This window comes from Paraburkholderia madseniana, from assembly GCF_009690905.1.
GTDB lineage: Bacteria > Pseudomonadota > Gammaproteobacteria > Burkholderiales > Burkholderiaceae > Paraburkholderia > Paraburkholderia madseniana.
This window is the reverse complement of sequence record NZ_VOSW01000021.1, coordinates 45,184-70,219: the sequence shown is the minus strand read 5'-3', so window position 1 is coordinate 70,219 and position 25,036 is coordinate 45,184. Positions and strand designations below refer to the sequence as shown.

Genomic DNA, 25,036 nt, shown 5'->3' with positions numbered 1-25,036 from the left:
CTGTATAAATATACAGGTTTTTCGTGCGCCGTGTCCACCGGTACCGTTCCGGGACGCATGCTGCGCTATACTCATCCGATGGAAACGAACCCGATCTTGCTGAACCTGTATCGTTGGTGGCACGCCTGACCCAGGCGGCCCGTTTTCACACGTACATCTACAACGTGATGCCGCCAGTCCTGGCGGCATTTTTGTTTTTGCGCGCGCATGACTGGTGGTGTCCCCAAACACTGAGCTCACCATGTCACAGGCGAAACAACCCGTTATCCTCACCGGCGACCGCACAACCGGTCCCTTGCACCTCGGTCACTACATCGGCTCGCTGCGCACCCGCGTGCAGCTTCAAAACGAAGCGCAGCAGTTTTTGCTTCTCGCCGATGCGCAGGCGATGACGGACAACGTCGGCCGCCACCAGAAGGTGACCGACAACGTCATCGAAGTCGCGCTGGACTATCTGGCTGTCGGCATCGACCCTGCCAAATCAACTATCGTCATCCAATCGCAGGTGCCCGAACTCGCGGAACTGACGCAGTATCTGCTCAATCTCGTGACCGTTGCGCGCCTCGAACGCAACCCGACCATCAAGGCGGAAATCGTGCTCCGCGGGTTCGAGCGGGATATCCCCGCCGGCTTCCTGACGTATCCGGTCAGCCAGGCCGCCGACATCACTGCGTTCAAGGCGACGCGCGTGCCGGTCGGTGACGACCAGTTGCCGATGATTGAACAAACCAACGAACTGGTGCGCCGTTTCAACAGCACGGTCGACAAGCCGGTGCTGGTCGAATGCGAAGCGGTGCTTTCGCACGTCGCGCGGCTGCCGGGCATCGATGGAAAAACCAAGATGAGCAAGTCACTGGGTAACGCCATTACGCTGGGCGCGAGCCCGGACGAAATCACCAAGGCCGTGAACAACATGTACACCGACCCTAACCACCTGCGCGTCAACGACCCGGGCCAGGTTGAAGGCAACGTTGTGTTCGCGTTTCTGGATGCGTTCGATCCGGATGTACCGATGGTCGACGAACTCAAAGCACATTACCGCCGTGGTGGGCTGGGCGACAGCGTGGTCAAGCGCGCACTCAACGATCGGCTGCAGGTGATGCTCGCACCCATTCGGGAACGACGCCGCGAGTTGGCGACCGACCGCGCGGAGGTGCTGAACGTTCTGCGTCGCGGGACCCTGCGCGCTCGGGAAGTGGCGGGTGCGACGGTATCGGAGGTGAAAGCTGCGCTCGGCTTGAATTACTTTCAGAACTCACAGTAGAAGATCAGCAAGCCGCGCAGGTGTAACCCGGCGCAGGCCGGGCGTCGCGCGGTCGTGCTAGCCCAGTCGTAGCTTTGGCGGGGCAACGTGATGTATTGTCACATTCAGTTGATATACAGGACGGGCAATCCTCGAAGGAGATTGATTTGACCGTTCGAAAATCAACGTTGTACGTCGAGAGTGCAACAAAGCATCCATTTGAGAGCTGCTTCGTCGACCTTGGCGGGCACTCCGCAGAGCGGGCCCTCACTGCGCTCACTGCCGCAGTCCATGCGGCTCAACGTGAAATGAATGCTTTTGACTGGATTGCAGACGCGCTTCCCGGCGCGACGCTCAAACCGGCCCTGGCATTCGGCACAGTTGGCGAACTGTATCGGTCATACACGAGACCCGCCGAGCTGGGACGCCTGAAAGGCGTGTTGCGGTCCTGACCAGGGCATTCCAATATGTCCCGCATTCGAACGTAGGCGTCTATAGTGGAGTCATCGCCCCGCCAGGGGCGAGCTTCCTTTTCAGGACCGACGCATTGGACGGGGGACGGCACTATGCCTGCTGATTCTGGTTTGGCTTACGACCCGCAGGGACAAACGCCTGGGTCATTGCTGACGCTGGTTGGATATCTCGAACTCTCGCTGGATGAGGGAGAATGCGTCGTCATGATGCGCCGCGGTACAGACGTCTGCGCTGTCTACATCGGCGACCCAGCGGACGAGGACAACGAGTTGACTGGTCACGGAACTATTGCAGTGGGCGTGGCTGATGAGATTCTCGAACTGACTCACGCCGGCTTGAACCGGATAACGGTCGGCGACCAGACCTACCGGTTCGTTCGAAGCTTCACTCACATCGCAGACGTTGGCGCAGTGATATTTGCGCCAGCGTAGGCTTGTGAGCATCTCTTCCTGCCTTTGCGGCATCGCGCGCCGGTCCTGCCAACGCGTCCGCTTTCATCCCCGGAAGCCCAGTCCCGAACCACTCCACTGTCGTTTGGAGATGGGTGGCATACGAACGCATCTGTCACGGCGTGGTCTCACCTGTCAACGGTGAATGTTCCACCGCAAACCAATCTTAATCAGGCCCCGATGCGTTCGACTTTCACTAAATGGCTGTTCATCGTCTACGTTCTCGGTAGCGGGACACTTTATTCAATGGCCATACTGCTCCTGTTCCCTTTCGTCGGCAGAGCTGGACGATACTGGTTGGCAAAACAATGGTGTCGTGCACTGGTGGCGGTGATGCGCTGGCTGCCGGGAGTCTCATGTTCGATAGAAGGGCTTGAACATATCCCTGAAGGGCCGGCGATACTACTGTGCCGTCACGAATCGACCTGGGAGACACTCGCATTTCTTGCGCTCTTTCCACGGCGCATCAGTTTTGTTTTCAAGGACGAGCTTCTTCGCATTCCGTTTTTTGGATGGGTGCTGCGTGGCCTTGACATGGTTAGCCTGAACCGCGGCTCCGCTCGACAGGCTCATCAGGCTGTGACGCAGGAAAGCGCTGAGAGGCTGGCGAAGGGGGATGTCATCGTCATTTTCCCGGAGGGGACCCGGGTGCCACACGATGCGCCGTTGAGAATGACATCGGGAGGCGTTCGATTGGCTTGCGCGACTGGCGTGCCTGCTGTTCCGGTGGTTCTCAACGCGGGCAAAGTCTGGCCGGCGAAAGGCTGGCCCAGCGGCCGCGGACAAATTCGTGTGGTTGTCGGCCCGGCATTCTCTCCTCGGGACCTGTCACAGCAGGAACTGGGGCGAGCCGTCCACGAGTGGATGAAAGACGAACTGCTGCGGCTTTGATACCGTTCCAGTCGTCGTCACACTCGCGCAGTCGCGGCGCTGCTGTTTGCATGCTGCTGTTTGCATGTTTTCACATGCGAACCAAAGCGACCTATCCTTAAGGGACCGCGAGCAATAGTCTCCCGTTTCCTTTCTTCCGGAGGAGGTGCGTCATGTCGATGTCTGCCACTCTTGAGGAGTGCCTGCGCAGCAAGGGCTCCCAGTACGAAATCGTGCATCATCCGCACAGCCATTCCAGCATCGAAACCGCGGCGGCGGCGCATATTCCCGGCGATCGCCTCGCCAAAACCGTGTTGTTTGAAGACGAACACGGCTATGTGGCGGCTGTGCTGCCATCGACCTACGCCGTGCGGCTGTCCGAGCTTTGGGCACAGACCGGACGCCACCTCCTGCTGGCCAAAGAGGTCGATCTGCGGGAGCTGTTCAAGGATTGCGACGTCGGAGCGCTTCCGCCAGTGTGTACTGCCTATGGCATGTACACCTATCTTGACGAGAGCCTCGCCCGTCAGCCGGACGTCTATTTCGAGGCCGGCGATCACGAAGCGCTGATTCACATGGACACGGATCAATTCCTTGATCTGATGGACCGGGCCGAGCGGACACGCTTCGCTCGTCGCATGGCGGGCACGCCGAGTTGAACGGCGCCCGTCGGGTGCGGCAAGGCTTGCGCAGCGCAGCATAAAGCGCGCTGCGTTACCGAACCTTTGCGCGAGGCAGATCATGCAACGCAGCGACGCGGTCCTGAAGCAGGTGATGGCAGCCTTCGAACGTGAATCACACCTGAAGCTCCGGAATCATCCCATTCATATGAGCTTCGACGACGGCGCCCTGACCGTGGCGGGCGAGGTGCCGGATATCGCATCCAAGAAACGCCTTCTTCAGTTGACCCAGATGCACTGCGATGGAACGCGTCTGGTCGACCAACTGCGTGTTACCGCCAACCCGGCGGTCGGTGATGGCGAGCTACGCACGCGTCTTTGCGAACGGCTGGCGCAGACGGTGGAGTTTCGCAACTGCGTGATCTGTGCGCGCGTCAAGGGCCAGCTGGAAGTGCTGCACGGCACCATGGACGAGGCGGGCAACGACGGCAGCGGCGTCGTCGAAGTGACGGTCGAGGACGGTGTCGTGACCTTGACGGGCCAGGTGGGCAGCCTGTCCCACAGGCGCCTCGCGAGTGTGATTGCCTGGTGGGTCGGCGGCTGCCGCGACGTGGTGAACCTGCTGGAGTTGGTGCCCGCCGAAGCCGACGGTGACGATGAGATTTCCGAGGCTTTGCACCTGGTGCTCGAAACCGATCCGCGTGTGCGCGCCGGGCAGATCACCATCAATGTGGAAAATCACAGGATCACGCTAGCAGGTTGGGTGGCGACCGAAGCAGAAAGACGGCAGGCGGAACAGGACGCCTGGTGTCTGGATGCGATCGATGGCGTCGTCAATCGTATTCAGGTGGGGGCCTGATCTGACTGCAGGCTCGTTTTGTAATCCGGACGTTACTGCTTTCCATAGAACGGCGGGCGTGACGGGAAATGAGTGCGCGCAAGATTTTGTCGGGCGTTGCGATGGTTGCGTTGTCCGTGGGATGCCTCGCTGCTGACGCGGCGAGTTCGTGTTCTCCGGCGTTCTCCGAGGTCGATGTCAAAAACGGCCTCAAAGTACAGGTGGATTGCGGACTCCCCGGTCAAACCCTCAATCGCCTGACCATCCAGTTGAATCGCGTGGTGAAGGGCGCCAAACTCTCCGACGCCCAGACGGTCTCGCTCGCGAGCGCAACCAACGTGATACTAGGCGTGGCGTATGCGCAATCGGGCCGTGTTGGGCGCAAGACCGATACCGCGTTCTCCAACGTCGAACCGCTAGTCGAGCGCCTTGCCGGGCAAATCAGGGCGCAGCCCGACGTAGATCTCGCGGCCGAAGCCCGGCAATGGGCCGCACGTTATGAGAATCTGCTGCGCAGATTCTCGATCGCACGAAGTCCCGATCCTCTTGAATTGCACATCGACGAAGCGCTAGCGCGCTTTGATCTGGAGAGTGCATCTCAGTTGCTGCCCCAACTGCTTGCCGAACAACAGGGAACCCCGCAGGTGTTCGCGGCGCGTTCTTATGAGGCTGGCGAGATTGAATTGCTGCGCTTCGCTCCGCAGAATGCCCTGCCGCATCTGGAAAAGGCCTACGCGTTGCAACCGGAAGATAGCAGCGTGGCGACCGCGCTTGCCGACACTTTGCAAGAGCAACGCGAGTTTGAACGTGCGGAACCGATTTACCGCACGCTGTTGTCGCGCTATCAGTTGCTGGCGCGGGAGAAGCCTGCCGCCTACCAGCCCCAGATTGCGCGCACGTTCGGCAAGCTTGGCAACCTCTACGTTGGGCTGCAACGACCCAAGGAAGCGGAGGCCGCCTATCTGCGGGCGCTGGAGACCTATTGGCTGCTGGCGAAACAGAACCCGGTGGCTTACGGGCCCGCTGTGGCACAAACGTTCGACAACCTCGGCGTGCTATATCGCGATACACAGCGCCTGCAGGAAGCGGCGGATGCTTATCGCGAAGCACTGGACATCGATCGTGCGTTGGCCTATCGCGACCCCGCGACCTACAAACCCGATATGGCGACGACGCTCAACGACCTCGGCATCCTGTACGGCGCCACACAACGTATGAGCGATGCGGAGCAGGCGTATCGCGAGGCGCTGAGCATCCAGCGGGTTCTGGTGCGGAGCAATCCCGCAGCCTACCGCCCGGCACTCGCTCGTACGTTCAACAATCTCGGGAACCTTTATAGCGCGATGCAGCAACTCCGCGAAGCCGAGCATGCCTACAAGGAAGCGCTAACGATCCGGCAGCAGCTTGCCCGGGAGAGTCCGGCACTCTATCGGCCCGATGTCGCGCGCACGCTGACCAATCTTGGCGCGCTCTATCGCGCCACACAACGGCCGAAGGAGGCGCAGCAAGCTTATCAGCAGGCCTTGCAGATCTATCGTGCGCTCGCGGGGGAAACCCCGACTGTCTACCAGCCGGACGAAGCGCGGACGTTGAACAATCTAGGTGTCCTTTTCAGTCACAGCGGGCGCCCACGCGAGGCTGAAGACGCTTACCGGAACGCGCTGGACCTTTACCGGGCTCTGTCGCGAGATGCCCCGGCGGCCTACCGTCAGGATGAAGCGCGGACACTCGGTAACCTGAGCGCACTTTTGAGCCAGACTCAACGACCGCTTGAGGCCGAGGAGATCCGGCGTGAAGCAGCCCGTCTTCTCGACACAACGGAAGCGCCGTAGATCGCACCCACAATATAAAACGCGATCAGTGTGTGCATGACGAGCACCGCAGCGGCGAGCCAGCTCATGAGTTATCTTTGGCTATTCACGGAGGTCATTCGAAAGACTGAGATGCCCTCCATAGGGTCCAGTGTTTCGCGCCAGGGGGCACGCTCAAGCAAGCGGATCGTGTCTTCATAACCTACGGCCCAGCGTCGCTCGATGCCACTCGACGAAAAATCGATATCCCTGTTCAAATCGTTGTTATCGAATGCCGGCGCGTCGAGTTCCAATACTTGCATCGTCGTGCCACAGCCCCAGCCGAGGAGCGCCTGAACCTCCGGCGTATCGCGTTTCTCTTCGGGGATGTGTTGGCTGAGTTCGCGAATCACGTGACGCAGCCGGTGGATCTGCTTCTGTCGATCGAGGTGGCTTTCCGCGCGACTCGAATACTGAATGTCACGCTGCCGGCTCATGACTTGCAGGATGGACTCGGGCTCCGGGCCGCTTGATGGCCACAACTGCACCGAAAAAATCACCGAGCTGTTCCGCGGCCGATCATCGAGCACGGCTTCTAGCGGCGTGTTCGAGTAGATGCCGCCGTCCCAGTACGATTCGCCTTCCAGTCGCACCGAAGGGAAGCCGGGTGGAAAAGCGGCGGATGCCATCACGTGCTCGACGTCCATCGGCGCGTCGCGATTGGTGAAATACCGCATACGTCCGCTGCAGACATTGACCGTGCCGACTGTCAGCCGCGTCGCCTTGCGATTCAGGCAGTCGAAATCGATCAGCGAAGACAGGGTTTCACGCAGTGGCTCGGTCGAATAGAATGCCGCCCGCTCCGGTCCAACGCGCGCCTGAATATTCGCCCATGACCCGGGTTGCGGGGTGAAGAACGACGGCACGCCTTGCGTGACGATTGCCAGGTCGCGCGACCAGTTGGCGAGCCCTGGCAACAGCCAGCTTGCCGCATCGACGCCACGGCGCGCCACGCCGTTCCAGAACTGGGTTAATCGCGCAATGCGGTTCTCGGGCAGATTGCCCGCGATGATCGCGCCGTTTATCGCACCGATCGACGTGCCGATCACCCAGTCGGGTTTGACCTTGCGGTCATGCATTGCCTGATAGACACCAGCCTGATACGCGCCGAGCGCACCGCCTCCCTGAAACACGAGGACCACTTGTCCGGGAATGTCTGGGGCGGCCTCCGACTGGCCTGCCGCATTAGCGTTGCGTTTGCCGTGTGTCTTGTTGCCCATTGCAGGTCTCCCGGACAAATGCTGCGGTGCCGGTGATTTTGCCACGGGTGAGGGCGGCCTGGCGCTGCGGTTTTCCCTTTTTACTGTCGTGGGGAGCTTGCGGGCGGCTTCAGGATTCTGCCGCCTGAAAGGCATGAACCTTTATTGTCCGGGCGTGACGGACTGGACCCGATTGCGTCCCGCACGTTTCGCGCCGTAGAGCGCTGCGTCCGCCGCCTGCACGAGTGCGTTGGGCGTGCTCAGCGTGCTCTGCGCGTTCTGCTCGTTCGTCGCGCACCCCGCACTGATGGTGACCTGACCGCCGGGTATTGGCGCCGTCAGGCCCAACTGCATGATGGCGAGCCGGGCCTGCTCGGCAATGACCGATGCTTCTTCCGATCCCGTGTTGGGTAACACCACGGCGAACTCTTCACCGCCGTAACGGGCGACGAAATCGCTCGACCAGCGTGCTATTCCTGCCAGCGCTTTCGCAATTGCGCTGAGGCAAGCGTCGCCGCGAAGATGGCCGAAGGCGTCGTTGTAATCCTTGAAATTGTCGACATCGATCATGACGAGCGAGAGCGGCTGACCGTTGCGTGTCGCACGGTCGAATTCCCTGCGAAACTGGTCTTCAAAGTAGCTACGGTTATAAATGCGCGTCAGGGCGTCGCGTGTGGACGAGTGCAGCAGGGAAGCGTGCGCCTCGGACAGTTCGCGGTAGAGCACGGTCACTTCCCAGACCAGCACGCATACCAGCACGCCGGGAGCCAGCATGCTGAAGATCCGCGCGACGTACCAGCCAAGGGTGAACTGGGCCATGCTCAATAGATTCAGACTGGCGTCCGCAAGGGAGGCCAGTAGGGCAATGGTGACCCATAGATCGAGCACGGTCCGCAGGCGCCCTTTAAACAGGACCACCGCGATCGCGAGAGCGTCAAGCGAGCAGATGACGAGTCCGGTTCGGCCGCCTGAAAGCGCGTTCGTCTCGGAAGCCGCATGAAAAGGCGCCGACAGGTTCGCATAAATGGCGAGGACGCCAAGCGCTGCGGCAAGCGCAGTGGGAACACCGAGTAACGCCCACGTCCAGAAATCGATGTGAGGCAGCCCGATCGGCTTGCTCGGGAGGCGGTCGCGTATGAGCGCTGCCAGGATGACGAGCAGCGGAAATCCTGCATGCCAGAAAACCCACATCCACGCCGCGCTCTGAGGCCCGGCGCCGAACAGTCCGGTGCGCGTGAAAACGCCAGGGAACATCAGCAGCTGCAAAGCGACGGTAATCGCCGTGAACGCGTACGCGCCGCCTAGCGCGCCGAGCATCGGCTGTTGCGTCACGCTAAAGCGGGCGCCGAGAAGAAACGCGGCGATTCCCGACGTGGTGAACACCGTGAGCGCACACATCGGCATGAAGGGCGTGATTGCCGGCAACGGCTGGTGCGCACGCTGACCCGCAATCGCGAATGTGAGCAGAACGAGCAACGCACATGTACCTGCAAAAACGGCCTGTTTGCGCGTTGCCGGCCCTATAAGCAAGCTGTCCATTCTGACCCGTTTGGTTGGTGTTCTGGTCGCCTCAGTGCATTGGTATCGCCAAAGGCACGACGCATATGCCGTGCCCGACGATACATCGCGGAGTTTGCCATGAACCGCGTCGATGCTTTACCGGCAAGGCGCGATGGAGCGTCGCAGCCGTTAAGAACCTATTGTCCTACAGATCGGCCCCGATAATCGAGTCGTCAGCGTTCGCGATAGTGCCCGGCCATATGGTCGACGAAAGCTCGCACCTTGGGCGCGACATACCGCGTTTGCGGGTAAAGGGCGTAATAGTGGCGCATGCCGAGAGAGTAGCCGGGCAGCAGGTGGACGAGGCGGCCGCGAGCCAGATCGGTCTGAACGGTATGCCGCGTGAACGCGGCGATGCCCACACCTGCCAGCGCAGCGGAGTAAAGCGCGGAGCCGTCAAGGTCTGGCTACGGTCCGATCCGTTCTCCGAAAACCATTCCACAAAAGCTTGTTTGCGATTCCGTATCCAGGTCGCTAGATTCATTAGTATCGCAATGAATCGACGGAGGTCGCATGGTCACACTTTCAGCGACGCTAATCTGGAGCGGACTGCGGCATCCCGTGCGAAGCCTGCAGAAGCAATTGTCAAAACGCGCGCCTGTTACGTCTGAGCAATCCTCCGACGTGAGCGCTGCCGCGACCTATACGTCCCCATCGCCCGAACGACTCGAACGCATTGCGGCTTACGCGCGCTGCGGCTATTTCCATATGGAATACACCGCTGGCATGTTTGTCGTGCCGCTCGAGATCCCACGGGAATAACGCGCGTGCCGGCGGTGGCGCGGCAAATCCGCGGCGCACGGACCTAGCCTGGTTGCTTCAAGCCGGAGCATCCGAACCGATGCTTCTTTAGAAATGACAATTAATTGGTTCGGCTTCGGCTGGCTCTCTTTCATAGTGTCTCCTGATGGCTATAGGCGGTTGCAATCGCAGATGGCTTTGACCAGCGCGTACTGATTCGCGCCATATTGAAGGAGACGTCATGACGCTTGAACTCGCAGAAGGACCCACCCACGCGCTGCTTGAAGCCGCCCGTTCGAGAGCCGCGGAAGCCGGTTTGCCCTATGCCGGTGGCCTGTCGCCACAGGATGCGTGGGCACTCGTCCAGGCGGGCGACGCCGTGCTGGTGGACGTGCGCACCGCCGAAGAACGCAAATTCGTCGGACTAGTACCGGACAGCCTGCATGTCGCGTGGGCGACGGGCACGAGCCTGACGCGCAATCCGCGCTTCGTGCGTGAACTGGAAGCGAAAGCCGGCAAGGACGCCCTCGTGCTGCTGCTGTGCCGCAGCGGCAACCGCTCGGCACTGGCCGCCGAGGCCGCGGCGAAAGCCGGCTTCACGCAGGTATTCAATGTTCTGGAAGGCTTTGAAGGGGAGCTGGACGGCGCGCAACGGCGCGGCGCCAGCAATGGTTGGCGCTTTCATGGGCTGCCATGGATTCAGGACTGACAGCCTGATCGTTCACACTGCACTTTACGGGGAGTAACCGCTGTGGCTGTGTTTGATGTCGATGAAATTGTTCACGCGCTTCAGACGGTCCGCCAGCAATGGCGCGAAGTGCAGAAGCGCTCGCTCGAGCCGGGCGGGCGCGAATTGCCAGGGCGCGAAGCGCTCTCGGAGATCATCGAGACGCTGAAGGGCGTGCTTTTTCCGATGCGGCTCGGACCACCCGATCTGCGTCAGGAAAGCGAAAATTTCTACGTCGGCCATGCGCTCGACGCCGCGCTGCATGCATTGCTGAGTCAGGCGCGTCTGGAGTTTCACTACCGCAGCCGCCATCAACCGCCGCCCGCCGCCACGATCGAGGCGCAGGCCGGCGTCGCGGTGCGCGCTTTCGCGGCGCGCTTGCCGGCGATACGCAGCTTGCTCGATAGCGACGTATTAGCCGCGTTTCACGGCGATCCGGCGGCGGGCAGCGTGGATGAAGTCCTGCTGTGCTACCCCGGCGTGCTGGCAATGATCCACCATCGGCTCGCGCATGAGTTGTATGGGTTGGGGCTGCCGCTGCTGGCGCGCATCATCGCCGAGCTCGCGCATGCGCAGACCGGTATCGACATTCATCCTGGGGCGCGGATCGGCGCGGGGTTCTTCATCGATCATGGGACGGGCGTGGTGATCGGCGAAACGGCCATCATCGGCGAACGCGTGCGGGTCTATCAGGCCGTCACGCTGGGCGCGAAGCGTTTTCCGCGCGACGCACAGGGACATCTGGAAAAGGGCCATGCACGGCATCCGATCGTCGAGGACGACGTCGTGATTTACGCGGGCGCCACCATTCTTGGACGCGTCACGCTCGGGCAGGGCGCGGTAATCGGCGGCAATGTGTGGGTCACGCAAGACGTTGCGCCCGGTTCGCACGTGACGCAGGCCGTGTCGCGCAACGAAGGCACCGGCGCCGCCGCGGTCCGCGAGCGGCCGCCGCGCGATCAGGCAGTCGCGGAGCCCGCCACGGCCGGGTCGGCTCGATGAGCGTGCTCGTCAGGGACTTCGGCGCCGCGGTGCGGCGCTTTCGTGAGGCGTCCGGCTGGTCGCAGGAGCAATTGGCCGAGCACGCCGGACTCAACCGGTCTTATGTCGGCGAGATCGAGCGCGGTTCTGCGATCGCGTCGATTGTCACGCTCGACAAGCTGGCCCGTGCTTTCAACGTGCCGGTCGAACGCCTGCTCAGCCATTCGTCCGATGGCGTGAGCGTTGCCGCACGCCCGCATTCCACACTCATCGATCCTGCGTCCGCCCGTTAGACCGCTGCGTTGCCGTCTATAGCATGTTGAACGGCCAGGGGCGTCTTCCCATAATCACTTTCGTTCATAAGCTTTCCTGTTTTTCTTCTATCAATCCTGGAGCTTCAGATGACAGCAACAGTCGGCGGCCTGACGGCGCTCGGCGATACCGCAGCACGGCAACTAGCCAATGCCACCAAAACCGTTCCGCAACTCGCCACGATCACGCCCCGCTGGCTCACGCATCTGCTGCAATGGCTGCCGGTCGAGGCGGGCATCTATCGTCTGAACCAGGTGAAGAATCCTGAAGCCGTCAAGGCGGCCTGCACCGCGCGTGAAGATGAAAGCATTCTGCCGCGCACATTCGTGCCGTACGAAGAGCAACCGCGCGAGTACTTCCTGAATGCGGTCAGCACGGTGCTCGACGTGCACACGCGGATCTCGGATCTGTACAGCAGCCCGCACGACCAGATCAAGGAGCAATTGCGCCTCACGATCGAAACGATCAAGGAGTTGCAGGAAAGCCAGTTGATCAACAATCCGGACTACGGCCTGCTCGCGAACGTGGCCGAAGAACAGCGCGTGTTTCCGCTGACCGGCGCGCCGACGCCCGACGATCTCGACGAGTTGCTGACCAAGGTATGGAAAGAGCCTGCGTTTTTCCTGACGCATCCGCTCGCGATTGCCGCCTTCGGTCGTGAATGCACACGCCGTGGCGTGCCGCCGCCGACGGTCAGCCTGTTCGGCTCGCAGTTCCTGACGTGGCGTGGCGTTCCGCTGATTCCGTCGGACAAGGTGCCGGTTGCCGACGGCAAGACCAAGATTCTGCTGCTGCGCGTGGGCGACAAGCGCCAGGGCGTGGTCGGCCTGTTCCAGCCGGGCGTGGCCGGCGAACAGGGTCCGGGTCTGTCGGTTCGCTTCATGGGCATCAACAATCATGCGATCGCGTCGTATCTGATCTCGCTTTATTGCTCGCTCGCGGTGCATTCGCCGGACGCGCTGGCAGTTCTCGATGACGTGGAGATCGGCAAGTACCATGACTACCCAGACACCTACAAGTAAGCCCATGGATAGCGTCCTGCCGCACGATGTGCCGACGGGTCCGCCCGCGGGTTTGCCTGATCCGGCGACGTTAGCGTCGCTGGCCAATGCGTTCTTCTCGGCGCTGCCGGGCAACGCGCCGCAGGTAGGCGGTGCGCCCGACGTGGCCGCCACGCTGCCGTTCACGGCGCCTGTGACCAGCGAGATCAGCAATCCGGCCCCGGCCGGTTCGCCGCTCGCGGGTCCCGGCGGCGCGGGCACTGGCGTGCCTGGTGCAGCGTTGCCGCAGGGGCATGTGCCGGGGGGCAACTTGTTGCCTTCAGCGCCGACGCATGTTCTGTCGTTGGGGAATCGCGCGCCTGCGTTGGCTCCCCATGCAGTTGCGCAGAACGGCTTGCCGGATAGCGCGGTGACCGTTGCGCCGGCACTCGATCCGCGCTTTGGCGGGGCGGCGCTGGGCGTGCCTGAAGCACACGGTGCGCAGCGTCCGTCCGCGGGTGGTGCAGCGCCTGCGTCGCCCGTCTCAGCGTCGCCTTATTATTTTCTTGGCGAAACGGCACAAGCCCGGACATCGACAGTTGCGTCGCCGGATATCGTCGTGCCGGGTTGGAACGAAGTCAGCGCACAATCGCTCGGACTCCCTGGTGTCGATCAGCCGCTCGCCGAGCAGCGCTTCCCGTACGACAGGCCGGCAGCATCGCATGCGGCGCCGGGCGTCGCACCGGCGCAGCACACCGCCGGTTCGCACTATTTCCTGAATCTGAATGAGGGATCGCAATTTCCCGGGCACTCTTCCGCTAAGACAGATGGCGTGCCGCATGCCGGGCCGTCAGCGCATCCGCCGTTCGATGTGAATGCGATTCGCCGGGACTTTCCGATTCTGCAGGAACGCGTGAATGGCCGTCAGCTCGTGTGGTTCGACAATGCCGCGACCACGCACAAACCGCAGGCGGTGATCGATCGGCTCGCGTATTTCTACGCACATGAGAACTCGAACATCCATCGGGCTGCCCATGCGCTGGCCGGCCGCGCCACGGATGCGTACGAAGCCGCACGCAGCAAGGTGCAGCGTTTCATTGGCGCGGCATCGCCGGAGGAAATCATCTTCGTGCGCGGCACCACCGAAGCGATCAACCTGATCGCGAAGACGTGGGGCGTGAAGCATGTCGGCGAGGGTGATGAGATCATCGTCTCGCATCTGGAGCATCACGCCAACATCGTGCCGTGGCAGCAGCTTGCCGCACAAACCGGTGCCAAGCTGCGCGTGATTCCGGTCGACGACAGTGGTCAGGTTCTGCTCGACGAATATCGGCGGCTGCTCAATGACCGAACGAAGATTGTGTCGGTCACGCAGGTGTCGAATGCGTTGGGCACGGTGGTGCCGGTCAAGGAGATCGTCGAGCTCGCGCATCGTGCAGGTGCGAAGGCGCTGGTCGACGGTGCTCAGTCTGTGTCGCACATGCGGGTAGATGTGCAGGCGCTTGACGCGGACTTCTTCGTGTTCTCGGGGCACAAGGTGTTCGGTCCGACCGGCATCGGCGTGGTCTACGGCAAGCGCGCGATTCTGGAGGATATGCCGCCCTGGCAGGGTGGCGGCAACATGATCGCGGACGTCACCTTCGAGCGCACCGTATTCCAGCCTCCGCCGAATCGTTTCGAAGCAGGCACGGGCAATATCGCCGATGCGGTAGGACTGGGTGCTGCGATCGATTACGTTCAGCGCGTGGGCATCGAGAATATCGCGCGCTATGAACACGATCTGCTGGCCTATGCGACGAGCGTGCTGCAGCCCGTGCCCGGTGTGCGCCTGATTGGCACGGCGCGCGACAAGGCCAGCGTGCTGTCCTTTGTGTTGAAGGGCTACGAGACCGAGGAAGTAGGGCAGGCGCTGAACGAAGAGGGCATCGCCGTGCGCTCGGGGCATCATTGCGCGCAGCCGATCTTGCGGCGCTTTGGCGTGGAAGCCACGGTGAGGCCGTCGCTTGCGTTCTACAACACCTGCGATGAAGTCGATGCGCTGGTGTCGGTTGTGCGTCGGCTGTCTTCGCGACGCTAATGAAAAGCGGCGGCCGTTTATTGCGGTCGCCGCTTTCCTACGCCTGCATTCAGGCAATTCCCGCCAGATAATCCCACGGATAAATTCCCTGCGCGTGTCCGTCGCTGAACACGATCTGCACGCCGTAGCCCATCGGCTGCACGTCGACAATCGCGAGGCGCGGCTCGATTCGCGCCACCTGGCCCGAACGCGTCAAGCGACGGCATGTCGAGCAAGGGCACCGCTCCCTCAGCGTGGCGTTGTCGATCCACTGCGTTTGGCCATCGCGCCACGTCAGGGACAGTCGCCCCGTCGCGGCATGAATCGTCACGTGTTCGGGCGCGTTCATCAGTGCGCCTTTTCAATCTGCGCCAACGCTATACGTGCGGCCTTGCGTACTTCCGGGTCGGGATCGGTCGCGGCTGTGTGCAAGGCCGGCAACGACGCTGCGTCGCCCAGTTCGCCAAGCGACAATGCCGCTTCCTTGCGCAGATTGCTGATCGCATGCGTGAGCAACACGGCGACCGCAGTGCTCGCGGTAGCGTTTGCGTTTGCATTGCCGAGTTTGCCTAACGCGCGGACTGCCTGCAGACGGACTTGCCAGTAGTCGTCGTCGAGCGCCGCGATCAATGCGCCCTGTGCGCCCGACGCGCGCAGTTTGCCGAGCGTGGCCGCTGCTTCTTCACGGACCTGCCATGCGGCATCGCGCAACGCGCTCAGCAACGCGGCGATGGTTTCATCCGTCGCTGCTGCGCCGATGCCCAACGCGCCGATTGCCGCGCGTCGCACGGCGGCGCTCGGATCCTGCGCGGCGATGGCGGTAAGAGGGCCAAGCGCGCGCTCGCTCTTCAACCAGCCAAGCACGCTCACGGCTTCGAGCCGCACACCATCCTCGCTCGCGCTCAGTGCGGCCAGCGCGGGTTCCAACGCACCCGCATAGCGTAATTCGCGCAGGCCGCGAAGCGCAGCCTGGCGCACGAACGGATCGTCATGCGTGGTCCACGGTGCGAGCAGTGGCCCGGATTCAGGGTTCTTCAGATTGGACAGACTCTGCGCGGCTGCGTCGCGGACATCTTCAGCACGATCTGCCAGCGCTTCGCACAGCGCCGTTACCGCGTCGGCGCGCTCCCATGCACCGAGCAGCTCGGCGGCTTGCGCCCGAACGTCCGATGATGTGTCGGTGCGTAACGCAGCGACAATCGGTCCGAGCAAGGCTTCGTCTTCGAGGTCGGCGAGCGCAAGGAGAGCGATGCGGCGCACGGCGGCGTCCGCGGACGCGAGGCGCGGCAGGAGTGCTGCGGCCTCCGGATCGAGGGAATAGGGGTCGAACGTCAGCGGAAGCGAAATATCAGTCATGAGTTGAGTGGTGTCTTGAGGATTCGCTACTAGCGCAGCAGATAAGGAATGTCGACCCTGACCGCATCGGTCGGGCAATCCTTCTCGCACGGCATGCAGTACCAGCATTCGTCGAACTTCATGTACGCCTTGCCTTTAGTCAGGTCGATCGCGAGCAGGTCGAGCGGGCATACATCCACGCAGACTGTGCAGCCTTTGTCGGCGATGCATTTGTCTTCGTCGATCGTGACCGGCGCTGCGCTGCGCTGGAAAATGTTGTGCGGTGTCGTAGACATGGTGGCTCCTCAGGTGTCCGCCAGCGCGGGCTCGCCGATGCGCAGGTTCTGATAGGCGTGACTCTCGTGGCTGTCGAGCGGCACCACGTACGGCTCGACAGCGCGTTTTTCGCTGACCATGCGGCCCGCTGCATCTTTCTTCAGATGCGTGTGGCAGAACCACTCCGCGTCATTACGCTGCGGATAATCGACGCGATGGTGGTACAGCCCCCAGCGGCTTTCCGTGCGATACAGCGACGCGTGGGCCGCCATTTCGGCGCAGTCGCGAATCGCCCGTACTTCCGCGGCGCGCATCAGTTCGTGCGGATTGTCGGCTTTGATCTGGTCGATGTCGGTGGCGATTTCAGCGAAACGTTGCAGGCCGATTTCCATCTTGCGCGTGACCTTCGGCGGCTGAAGATAGTCGTTCACCATGCGGCGCAGCTTGTATTCGACTTGCGCCGGCGCAAGCCCTGTCTCGCGTTCGAGCGGCGCATAGATTCGCGCCCGTTCGGCTTCGATCTGCTCGGTATCGAGCGCCGCATGCTCACGGCCGTCGACGTATTGCGCCGCGTTTTGCCCCGCGAACCAGCCGTAGGTGAATGCGCCGAGCATGTAGTTGTGCGGTACCGCGGCCATGTCGCCGGCGGCGTAGAGACCGGCGACCGTGGTTTCCGCGCGCTCGTTCACGTAGACGCCGGATGCGCTATGGCCGCTGCAAAAACCGATCTCCGAGATGTGCATCTCGATCATCTGCTGCCGGTAATCGGTGCCGCGTCCCGCATGAAATCGTCCCCGGCTCGGGCGCTCATTCGTGTGCAGAATCTGCTCGATGGTTTGAATGGTTTCTTCGGCGAGATGGTCGAGCTTCAGAAACACCGGTCCGTTACCGCTTTGGAGTTCCTGATAGAACTCCCACATCATCTGGCCGCTCCAGTAATCGCATTCGATGAAACGTTCACCCTTGCCGTTCGCGGTGAAGCCGCCGAGCGGGCCCGTCACATAGGCGCATGCGGGGCCGTTGTAGTCCTTGATCAGCGGGTTGATCTGGAAGCACTCGAGGTTCGCTAGCGCTGCGCCCGCGTGATAGGCCATCGCGTAACCATCGCCGGCGTTGGTGGGGTTCTCGTAGGTTCCCATCAGGTAGCCCGAGGACGGCAAACCGAGCCGTCCCGCCGCCCCACAACTGAGAATGACAGCCTTCGCGCGCACCACATAGAAATCCGCCGTACGACAATCGAAGCCCAGTACGCCGCAAGCGCGCCCTTGCGCATCGGTCAGAACACGCGTGACGACGATGCGATTGGTGATCGCAATGCGTGCGCGTTTGAGCTGCCGGTAGAGCACTTTCTTGATGTCATGGCCTTCCGGCATCGGCAGAACATAGGAGCCAATGTGATGCACTTTCTTGACCGCATAGTCACCTGTGCCGTCTTTTTCGAACTTCACGCCCCAGCGGTCGAGTTCTTCGATGGTCTCGAAACTATGCCGGGCGTAGGCGTAGACGGCTGACTGATCAACGATGCCGTCGTTGGCGATGGTGATTTCCTTCGTGTACTGCTCGGGCGTGGCGTGGCCTGGGATGACGGCGTTATTCAACCCGTCCATGCCCATCGAAATCGCGCCGCTGCGTTTGACGTTGGCCTTTTCCAGCAGCAGGACCTTCAGATTCGGATTCTGTTCTTTTGCTTTGACGGCAGCCATCGGACCGGCGGTGCCACCTCCCACGACGACCAGGTCGTACTCGATCACGTGCGTATTCATTTCGTGTTCCTTTTGGTCTTCTTCTCTTTCTGCCTGTCGATGCGAAAGCGGTACTGAAACGCGTCGCCGCGAAAATAGAGGTATTCGTAATCGATCGGTGTGCCGTCCGCGCTATGCGTCAGACGTTCGATGCGAAGCACCGGGCTGCCTTCTTCAACGTTCAGGGATTCGACGATTTCATCGTCGGCGAGAATCGCGTCGATGGAGACGTCGGCGTGGCCGAGCGGCACCACGCAGTCGTTCTCGAGAATCAGGAAGATGTCGCGCGTGACGAGATCGGCGCCGGCCAGGCGTTTGCCCAACGCTTCCGGCACCCACGTGATTTCGAGCGACACCGGCTCGCGATTGAGCATCCGCACGCGACGGATTTCGGCGACCTTCGTGCCTTCGGGCAGTTGAAGCCGGCTCGCGATGTGCGCGGTGGCGGGAATGAAGCGGATATGTTTGAGCTGGTTGACGATCTCATAGCCCATCGACGACATCGCTTCGGCGAAACCTTGCAACGCACTGACGTTCTGGAAGGCCTTCGGCTTGGAGACAAAGGTGCCCTTGCCGTGCAGTTTGAAAACGAGGCCTTCCTTTTGCAGATCGCCGAGCGCTTGCCGCACGGTGATACGGCTGACGTTGAACCTGGTGCACAGGTCGTTCTCAGACGGCATCTGCGAATGGGCCGCATACGTGCCGTCGAGAATTCGCGAGCGCAAAGCAGTCTTTATCTGCTCGTAGAGCGGCGGGGCGGAGAGAGGCAGCACGTTGGCCGGGTCGGGTTTCTGCATGATCTGTGGGTTGTCTGTACTTGTTATGACAAGTTGCATCACAGTCTAGTGAGGGAGCCTTGAGGGGCGAACGAAGATTTTGTGCTTTGTATTTCTGCGGAACAGCTTTTGGTGTGCCCGTTAGTGCCGGAGCCCCGGCGCATCGCGTTCGGCGGGCGGGTACCGAGTGGTGGGCGGTGGCAAGCAGCGTTGGCGAAGGACGATTAAACTGGCCCGACCTGTTTGCGATGGAGCTTGCTACATGTCACGTCAGCTTCGCCTCGGCGCTTTCATGCGTCCCACGACAATTCACACCGGCGCATGGCGCTATCCCGGCGCCTACCCCGACGCCAATTTCAATTTTGCGCACCTGAAGCGTTTCGCCCAGACGCTCGAGCGTGGCCGCTTCGACGCGTTCTTCATGGCGGATCACCTCGCGGTTCTCAACATGCCGCTCGACGCGCTCAAGCATAGCCACACGGTCACGTCGTTCGAACCGCTGACGCTGCTGCCCGCGCTGGCGGCGGTCACGGAACGGCTCGGGCTTATCGCCACGGCGTCCACTACGTTCGACGCGCCTTATCACGTCGCGAGGCGCTTTGCCTCGCTCGACCATATCAGCGGTGGCCGCGCGGGATGGAATCTCGTGACGACGTCGAACCCCGATGCCGCGCTCAATTTCGGTCTCGACGAGCATGTCGAACACGACGAGCGGTACCGGCGCGCCCGCGAGTTCTTCGACGTGGTGACCGGGCTCTGGGACAGTTGGGCCGATGATGCTTTTATCCGCGATACGGAAACCGGCACCTTCTTCGATCCGGAGAAACTGCATTTGCTGAACTACAAGAGCGAGAACTTCTCGGTGCGCGGCCCGTTGAATATTGCGCGCCCCGTTCAGGGATGGCCCGTCATCGTGCAGGCAGGTTCATCGGAAGCGGGGCGCCAGATTGCCGCTGAAACCGCCGAGGTGGTGTTTACCGCGCAAACCCTGCTGGCTGACGGCAAGCGCTTCTATGCCGATGTGAAGGGCCGGATGGAAAAGCTCGGACGTGAGCGCGATCACATGAAGATACTGCCGGCCGCCTTCGTGGTTGTCGGCGATACCCTGGAAGAGGCGGAGGAGATTCGGGCGCGGCTCGACACGTTCGTGCACTACGAGAGCGGCATCGCTTCGTTGTCGATTGCATTGGGGCATGACGTATCCGGTTTCGATCCGGACGGCCCGCTGCCCGAGATTCCCGAGACCAATGCGAGCCGGACCGCGCGGCAGCGGGTGGTTGAATGGGCGCAGCGCGACGGGCTGACGATTCGTCAACTCGCTCAACGCATCGGCGGATACTCGGGGCTCGAGATGGTGGGCACGGCGACAATGATCGCCGATCAGATGGAGCAATGGCTGGTGGAAGAGGGCTCAGACGGTTTCAACGTGATGTTCCCGTATCTGCCGGGCGGTCTTGACGACTTTGTTGACAAGGTCATTCCCGAGTTGCAGAAGCGCGGGTTGTTCCGGCGCGAATACGAAGGCGCGACGCTGCGCGAGAATCTGGGCTTGCCTCGGCCTGAGAACCGCTTTTTCGCTCGGGTGAAATAACCGGACTACAAATTGGCTTACTTCACGGCGCGTTTACGCGCCGAGGTAACGTCCGGAATCTCAATCGCGTGTTCGCCGGTCCGAGTATGCAGCGTGTTGAAAAAGAGCGCTTACGCGGTAGTGGCCGCTTCCCGTGGATGCAGATGGCGGCTGACAGGCCGTCGCAACCTGAAGTGTTCGCGCAGGGTGCGACCCTCGTAGTCAGTACGGAAAAGACCACGTCGCTGCAGAAGCGGAATCACGCCGTCGGCGAAGTCCTGCAAGCCACCCGGCAGAACATCCGGCATCAGATTGAAACCGTCGGCAGCGCCGCCTTTGAACCAGTGTTCGATATCGTCGGCAATCTGTTCCGGCGTGCCGACGACAACACGATGTCCGCCACCGCCCGCAAGCGCGCGGATCAACTGACGCGCCGTGTATCCATGGGTCCGCGCTTGTGCGAGCGTGGCGTTGAAGAACGTGTGATTGCCATTGCCGCTGCCGGGCAATGAGAGATCGTCCGGCAGGCGCTCGTCGAGTTTCAACCGGTCGACGCTAATGCCCAATATGCCGGCCAGCCGAGTGAGGCTATAGCTCCACGGAATCAGGTCGACCAGATCATCGCGACGGCGCAGGGCCTCGGCTTCGGTTGCGCCGATGATGGTGGTGAGACCGGGTAGCACGCGAATTGCGTTGTTGCCACGTCCCCATGCCGCAGCGCGAGATTTCAGTTCGCGCGCATAGGCGGCTGCCTCGTCGAACGACTGCGATACTGAGAACACGGCTTCCGCGTGCCGGGCCGCGAGTTCGCGTCCGTCAGCCGAGCCGCCGGCCTGGATCAGCACCGGATGACCCTGCGCACTACGCGGCAGGTTGAACGGACCATCGACACTGAAGTATTTGCCGCGATGGTCGATGCGATGCACCTTCGTGGTATCGATGAACCGGCCGCTCGCCTTGTCGCCGATGAAGGCGTCGTCTTCCCAGCTATCCCACAGCGCCTTCACCACCTCCGTGAACTCGGCTGCGCGCTCGTAGCGTTGCGCGTGATCCGGCACCGCCTCGCGGCCGAAATTGCGCGCTGAGCCGAGATCGGCGGTCGTCACGATGTTCCAGCCGGCCCGGCCCGCACTGAGCTGATCGAGCGTGGCAAAGCGGCGTGCGATGTTGTATGGCTCGTTATAGCTCGTCGATGCCGTGCCGATTACGCCGATATGCGTCGTGGCCGCAGCAATGCCGGCGAGCAATACGGTCGGCTCCAGCGCCGTGATCGGGCGGAAGTCGATCTGATCGGCAATCGAGGCGTTATCGGCGAGAAACACGGCATCGAATTTCGCCGCCTCGGCAATTTGCGCGACGCGAACGTAGTGGGCGATATCGACGAAGGCGCGCGGATCGGCTTCGGGCGTACGCCATGCGGAAGGGACAAAGCCGGAGTGGAGGATGTTGACGTTCAGATGAAGCTGGCGCGGCGGGTCGGTTCTCATGGTCTTTTCGAATGCGGAAGCAGCCAGCAACGAACGGACGAACGCTCTGACCGATTTGCCCATTGTCGAATAGCGAATCGCTTGAGACCACGAATGAATTCTGACATCGATATGCCGGTGAAGACTAAGCGTACGGCAATGTCTCTCTCTGGTGACGGTATGCAATGCGTCGCCATTGCCGGAGCATGTCGCGGCTGCAGTGGGTCCGCTTGGCCGGACCCGCCGGAGAAACAATGAAACGTCTGCCCTTGCTCAATTCGGGTATATGAAGGCTCCCATTAACTTGACCCGCCCACCGCTTCCCGATCGTACGGAAAAGCTTCCGCGTTCGAGCGAGCCGATCCTGACTGCCTCTGCGCTCACGAAGCGCTTTGGTGCAACCGTCGCGCTATCCAACCTCGATTTCTCGATCCATCCCGGCGAAGTCGTCGCGTTGATGGGCGCCAACGGCGCGGGCAAGTCGACACTCGTCAAGATCTTAAGCGGCGTGTATGCGCCCGACGGCGGGACCTTGACGCTGCTGGACAAGCCGTATCGACCTACGTCACCCCAAGCGGCTAAACAACTCGGCATTGCCACGGTGCACCAGTCGATTGCCGACGCGGTCGTACCGGCGCTCTCGATCGCGGACAACCTGCTGCTCGACCGCTTGTGCGATCCAGCGTCGCCATGGCGTGTGCCGCCCGCGGCGCGCCATGAGGCTGCGAGGCCGCTTGCCGAGCGGGTCGGGCTGGATGTCGATCTGTCCGCACCGCTCGGGTCGCTCTCGCTCGCGAGTCAGCAGCTCGTGACGCTGGCGCGCGCACTGGCTTCGCGTCCCAAGCTGCTGATTCTCGATGAGCCCACTGCCAGTCTTTCTGCCGCAGAAGCGGAACGGCTGTTCCTGCGGCTCGAGCCATTGCGTGAGGAGGGTGTCGCTATCCTGCTGGTTTCGCATCGGCTGGGTGATCTGCGGCGCATGGCGGACCGGGTAGCGATCGTGCGCGACGGACATCTCGTTGCCGATCTGCACCCGCCAATCGATTTTGACGCTGCCGTCGAGACGATGATTGGACGGCCTCTGCCGCAAGGCCGAACTCAGAACGCGAAATACGCAGCTTCGCTCGAACCCTGTTTCAGCGTGCGCGATTTTCAATTGACGCCGGCCAGCCGCTCATTCGATCTCGACGTCCAGCGCGGCGAGATCGTAGCGATAGCGGGGCCGGTGGGTGGTGGCAAATCGCGCTTCGCGAGAGCGATCTTCGGTGCGACCCACGCAAGTAGTGGTCAGATGGTGCTCGACGGCAAGCCATGGTGTCCGCGTTCGCCAGCCGATTCAATTCGCGCCGGCGTGTTCCTCGCCGGCGAGGATCGTTGGCGCACGTCGTTGTTTCCCGGCAGCGTGCCGTTCGCATCGATTGCGGGGACGCTCAGCTTTCCGTTTCTGTCGAACTGGTTCAGGCGCGGCGTGGTACGCGAGGCCGCAGAGCGCGGTGCCGCGATCGAAGCGATCAGAACCTTCGGCATTCGTTGCACCGGCCCCGACGATCGCCTGACGCGCCTGTCCGGCGGCAATCAGCAGAAAGTCGTTCTCGCGCGCTGGCATGTCGAACGCGCGCGCTTGTTGCTGCTCGACGAACCGTTTCAGGGCGTCGACGCCGGCGCGCGCGCCGACATCGTCGATACCTTGCGGCGACATGCCCACGAACGCGCGACGATTGTGTTCGTCAGCGATCTCGAAGAGGCGTTGGAGATTGCCGATCGCGTCGTGCGTTTCGATCGTGCGACGCTCGAGCGCCCAACTGTTCAACCAATCCATGACGCGAGCTCTGAACTTCATTAATGAAACCCCTCACACCTTCTATTACCGGCCAAGTGAAATCCGGCCGACGGGCGCAGTCAGCATGGCGTAGTTTGCGCGATCACATGGAGCGTACCGGCATCCTGCTCGTGCTGGCGATTCTGATTGCCGTGTTCGCCATCAGGGAACCCGCCTTCCTGAACATCGACAATCTGTTCAGCATCCTTCAGGCAGTATCGATTGTGGCATTGCTCGGCATTGGCGTGACGATCACGTTGGCGGCGGGCGGCTTCGATCTCTCAGTGGGCAGCGTGGCCGCTTCGGCTCAGATGGCGGCGAGCTATGTGCTGATCGTCTGGCATGGCAGCGCGCTGGCGGCCGTGGCCGCATGCGTCGCACTCGGCATCACAGCCGGTTTGTTCAACGGCTTGCTGATCACGCGGCTGCGCGTGCCGGACCAACTGGCGACGCTCGGCACTCTGTTCCTGCTGGCCGGTCTGCAACTGATTCCGACGGGCGGCCGCTCGCTCGCAACCGGTACCGTGTTGCCCGATGGCACGGAGGCGAGCGGGATATTCTCCGATGCGTTTCTGGCATTGGGGCGTCTGCGTCTTTTCGATGTCGTGCCGCTGCCCGTCCTGATTCTCATTGCGTTGACGGTGCTCGCCTGCATCGTGATGGAGACGACGCGCTGGGGCCGCGTGATCTATGCGATCGGCGGCAATGAAACGGCCGCGCGGCTGGCGGGTGCACCTACGGCGCGCTACCGGATCGCAGCTTATGTAGCCTCAGGGGCGATTGCGTCGTTGGGCGGCGTGCTGATCGCCGCGCGGGTCGGGCGAGGCGACGTCAGCGCCGGACACTCCCTGCTGCTCGATGCCGTGGCGGCTGCGCTAATGGGTTATGCGGTGTGGGGCGCGAAGCGACCCAACGTGTTCGGCACCGTAGTGGGAGCGGTGTTCGTCGGCGTGCTACTCAACGGCCTGACCATGCTGAATGCGCCGTACTACATGCAGGATTTCATCAAGGGTGTGTTGCTGGTCCTTGCGCTGGCGTTTACGTTCAGTGTTGGACGGCCTGCGGACTCACGCGGCTGAGGCCACCGGGTCGCCGAAATGTCGTTTGCCATCCGAAGGAATATCGATTGCCGAATCGTTCAGTTTGCGCATG

General features: G+C 61.9%; 24 protein-coding genes and 1 pseudogene. 16 read left to right on the top strand and 9 right to left on the bottom strand.

Going from position 1 to position 25,036, the window contains the following annotated elements; genetic code table 11:
- Nucleotides 1–241 precede the first annotated feature (241 nt).
- The 7 genes from trpS to FSO04_RS13295 all read left to right on the top strand — a co-directional run bounded on the left by trpS (nt 242) and on the right by FSO04_RS13295 (nt 6,326).
- Complete coding sequence (trpS, locus tag FSO04_RS13325; protein ID WP_154560127.1) at nt 242–1,264, top strand: tryptophan--tRNA ligase; 1,023 nt, start codon at nt 242–244, stop codon at nt 1,262–1,264.
- Nucleotides 1,265–1,410: 146 nt separating this feature from the next.
- Nucleotides 1,411–1,695, top strand: a complete 285-nt coding sequence (locus FSO04_RS13320; RefSeq protein ID WP_054040088.1) for a hypothetical protein — start codon at nt 1,411–1,413, stop codon at nt 1,693–1,695.
- 114 nt (nt 1,696–1,809) lie between these two features.
- The gene (locus FSO04_RS47070) at nt 1,810–2,148 is read left to right on the top strand and encodes a hypothetical protein (RefSeq protein ID WP_154560126.1); all 339 of its coding nucleotides are present in this window, start codon (nt 1,810–1,812) and stop codon (nt 2,146–2,148) included.
- Nucleotides 2,149–2,346: 198 nt separating this feature from the next.
- Nucleotides 2,347–3,057, top strand: a complete 711-nt coding sequence (locus FSO04_RS13310) for a lysophospholipid acyltransferase family protein (protein WP_154560125.1) — start codon at nt 2,347–2,349, stop codon at nt 3,055–3,057.
- 152 nt (nt 3,058–3,209) lie between these two features.
- Complete coding sequence (locus tag FSO04_RS13305; protein WP_154560124.1) at nt 3,210–3,695, top strand: aminoacyl-tRNA deacylase; 486 nt, start codon at nt 3,210–3,212, stop codon at nt 3,693–3,695.
- 82 nt (nt 3,696–3,777) lie between these two features.
- Nucleotides 3,778–4,515 carry a BON domain-containing protein gene (locus FSO04_RS13300; RefSeq protein WP_154560123.1) on the top strand — a complete coding sequence of 246 codons (738 nt, stop codon included), beginning with the start codon at nt 3,778–3,780 and terminating at the stop codon, nt 4,513–4,515.
- A gap of 68 nt (nt 4,516–4,583) precedes the next feature.
- Nucleotides 4,584–6,326, top strand: coding sequence for a tetratricopeptide repeat protein (locus FSO04_RS13295; protein ID WP_154560122.1), 1,743 nt, complete (start codon nt 4,584–4,586; stop codon nt 6,324–6,326).
- Nucleotides 6,327–6,397: 71 nt separating this feature from the next.
- Here FSO04_RS13295 and FSO04_RS13290 read toward each other — a convergent pair whose 3' ends face one another.
- From FSO04_RS13290 to FSO04_RS13280, 3 genes and pseudogenes are all read right to left on the bottom strand, one after another.
- On the bottom strand, nt 6,398–7,564 hold the full coding sequence (locus FSO04_RS13290; protein WP_154560121.1) for a patatin-like phospholipase family protein: 1,167 nt from the start codon (nt 7,562–7,564) through the stop codon (nt 6,398–6,400).
- A 141-nt stretch (nt 7,565–7,705) separates the two neighbouring features.
- The gene (locus FSO04_RS13285; protein WP_154560120.1) at nt 7,706–9,082 is read right to left on the bottom strand and encodes a sensor domain-containing diguanylate cyclase; all 1,377 of its coding nucleotides are present in this window, start codon (nt 9,080–9,082) and stop codon (nt 7,706–7,708) included.
- Nucleotides 9,083–9,276: 194 nt separating this feature from the next.
- A pseudogene (locus FSO04_RS13280) lies at nt 9,277–9,483 on the bottom strand (LysR substrate-binding domain-containing protein); the annotation flags it as partial.
- 133 nt (nt 9,484–9,616) lie between these two features.
- Between FSO04_RS13280 and FSO04_RS13275 the strand changes: the two are divergent.
- From FSO04_RS13275 to FSO04_RS13250, 6 genes are all read left to right on the top strand, one after another.
- Complete coding sequence (locus tag FSO04_RS13275) at nt 9,617–9,865, top strand: hypothetical protein (protein ID WP_154560118.1); 249 nt, start codon at nt 9,617–9,619, stop codon at nt 9,863–9,865.
- A 220-nt stretch (nt 9,866–10,085) separates the two neighbouring features.
- Complete coding sequence (locus FSO04_RS13270) at nt 10,086–10,553, top strand: rhodanese-like domain-containing protein (RefSeq protein WP_154560117.1); 468 nt, start codon at nt 10,086–10,088, stop codon at nt 10,551–10,553.
- A 42-nt stretch (nt 10,554–10,595) separates the two neighbouring features.
- Complete coding sequence (gene epsC, locus FSO04_RS13265) at nt 10,596–11,573, top strand: serine O-acetyltransferase EpsC (protein ID WP_168435667.1); 978 nt, start codon at nt 10,596–10,598, stop codon at nt 11,571–11,573.
- Nucleotides 11,570–11,845 (top strand): helix-turn-helix domain-containing protein, encoded by a 276-nt coding sequence (locus tag FSO04_RS13260; RefSeq protein ID WP_154560116.1) that lies wholly within the window; start codon nt 11,570–11,572, stop codon nt 11,843–11,845. The genes epsC and FSO04_RS13260 overlap by 4 nt, the downstream gene beginning before the upstream one ends.
- Nucleotides 11,846–11,953: 108 nt before the next feature.
- Nucleotides 11,954–12,886, top strand: coding sequence for a family 2A encapsulin nanocompartment shell protein (locus FSO04_RS13255; RefSeq protein ID WP_154560115.1), 933 nt, complete (start codon nt 11,954–11,956; stop codon nt 12,884–12,886).
- The gene (locus FSO04_RS13250; protein WP_154560114.1) at nt 12,861–14,921 is read left to right on the top strand and encodes a family 2A encapsulin nanocompartment cargo protein cysteine desulfurase; all 2,061 of its coding nucleotides are present in this window, start codon (nt 12,861–12,863) and stop codon (nt 14,919–14,921) included. Before FSO04_RS13255 ends, FSO04_RS13250 begins: the two co-directional genes overlap by 26 nt.
- A gap of 49 nt (nt 14,922–14,970) precedes the next feature.
- Here FSO04_RS13250 and FSO04_RS13245 read toward each other — a convergent pair whose 3' ends face one another.
- From FSO04_RS13245 to FSO04_RS13225, 5 genes are read right to left on the bottom strand one after another with little or no spacing between them, the layout of a single operon-like run.
- Nucleotides 14,971–15,249 carry a DUF971 domain-containing protein gene (locus tag FSO04_RS13245; protein ID WP_154560113.1) on the bottom strand — a complete coding sequence of 93 codons (279 nt, stop codon included), beginning with the start codon at nt 15,247–15,249 and terminating at the stop codon, nt 14,971–14,973.
- A complete protein-coding gene (locus FSO04_RS13240; protein WP_154560112.1) occupies nt 15,249–16,256 on the bottom strand; it encodes a HEAT repeat domain-containing protein in 1,008 nt (335 codons plus the stop codon). Before FSO04_RS13240 ends, FSO04_RS13245 begins: the two co-directional genes overlap by 1 nt.
- 29 nt (nt 16,257–16,285) lie before the next feature.
- Complete coding sequence (locus FSO04_RS13235; RefSeq protein WP_030102639.1) at nt 16,286–16,531, bottom strand: 4Fe-4S dicluster domain-containing protein; 246 nt, start codon at nt 16,529–16,531, stop codon at nt 16,286–16,288.
- Between the two features lie 9 nt (nt 16,532–16,540).
- Entirely contained in the window at nt 16,541–18,274 is a 1,734-nt protein-coding gene (locus FSO04_RS13230) for a fumarate reductase/succinate dehydrogenase flavoprotein subunit (protein ID WP_154560111.1), read from the bottom strand.
- Nucleotides 18,271–19,050 (bottom strand): GntR family transcriptional regulator, encoded by a 780-nt coding sequence (locus tag FSO04_RS13225; protein ID WP_154560110.1) that lies wholly within the window; start codon nt 19,048–19,050, stop codon nt 18,271–18,273. Before FSO04_RS13225 ends, FSO04_RS13230 begins: the two co-directional genes overlap by 4 nt.
- Nucleotides 19,051–19,291: 241 nt before the next feature.
- On the opposite strand from FSO04_RS13225, the gene FSO04_RS13220 reads away from it, so the two are divergent.
- The gene (locus FSO04_RS13220) at nt 19,292–20,620 is read left to right on the top strand and encodes an LLM class flavin-dependent oxidoreductase (protein WP_154560109.1); all 1,329 of its coding nucleotides are present in this window, start codon (nt 19,292–19,294) and stop codon (nt 20,618–20,620) included.
- A 110-nt stretch (nt 20,621–20,730) separates the two neighbouring features.
- Here FSO04_RS13220 and FSO04_RS13215 read toward each other — a convergent pair whose 3' ends face one another.
- Complete coding sequence (locus FSO04_RS13215) at nt 20,731–22,086, bottom strand: LLM class flavin-dependent oxidoreductase (RefSeq protein WP_154560108.1); 1,356 nt, start codon at nt 22,084–22,086, stop codon at nt 20,731–20,733.
- Between the two features lie 283 nt (nt 22,087–22,369).
- Here FSO04_RS13215 and FSO04_RS13210 point away from each other — a divergent pair, with 283 nt between their 5' ends.
- Both FSO04_RS13210 and FSO04_RS13205 read left to right on the top strand, forming a co-directional pair.
- Nucleotides 22,370–23,908, top strand: coding sequence for a sugar ABC transporter ATP-binding protein (locus tag FSO04_RS13210; RefSeq protein WP_233464824.1), 1,539 nt, complete (start codon nt 22,370–22,372; stop codon nt 23,906–23,908).
- Entirely contained in the window at nt 23,908–24,963 is a 1,056-nt protein-coding gene (locus tag FSO04_RS13205) for an ABC transporter permease (RefSeq protein WP_154560106.1), read from the top strand. The genes FSO04_RS13210 and FSO04_RS13205 overlap by 1 nt, the downstream gene beginning before the upstream one ends.
- The last annotated feature ends 73 nt before the right edge of the window (nt 24,964–25,036 follow it).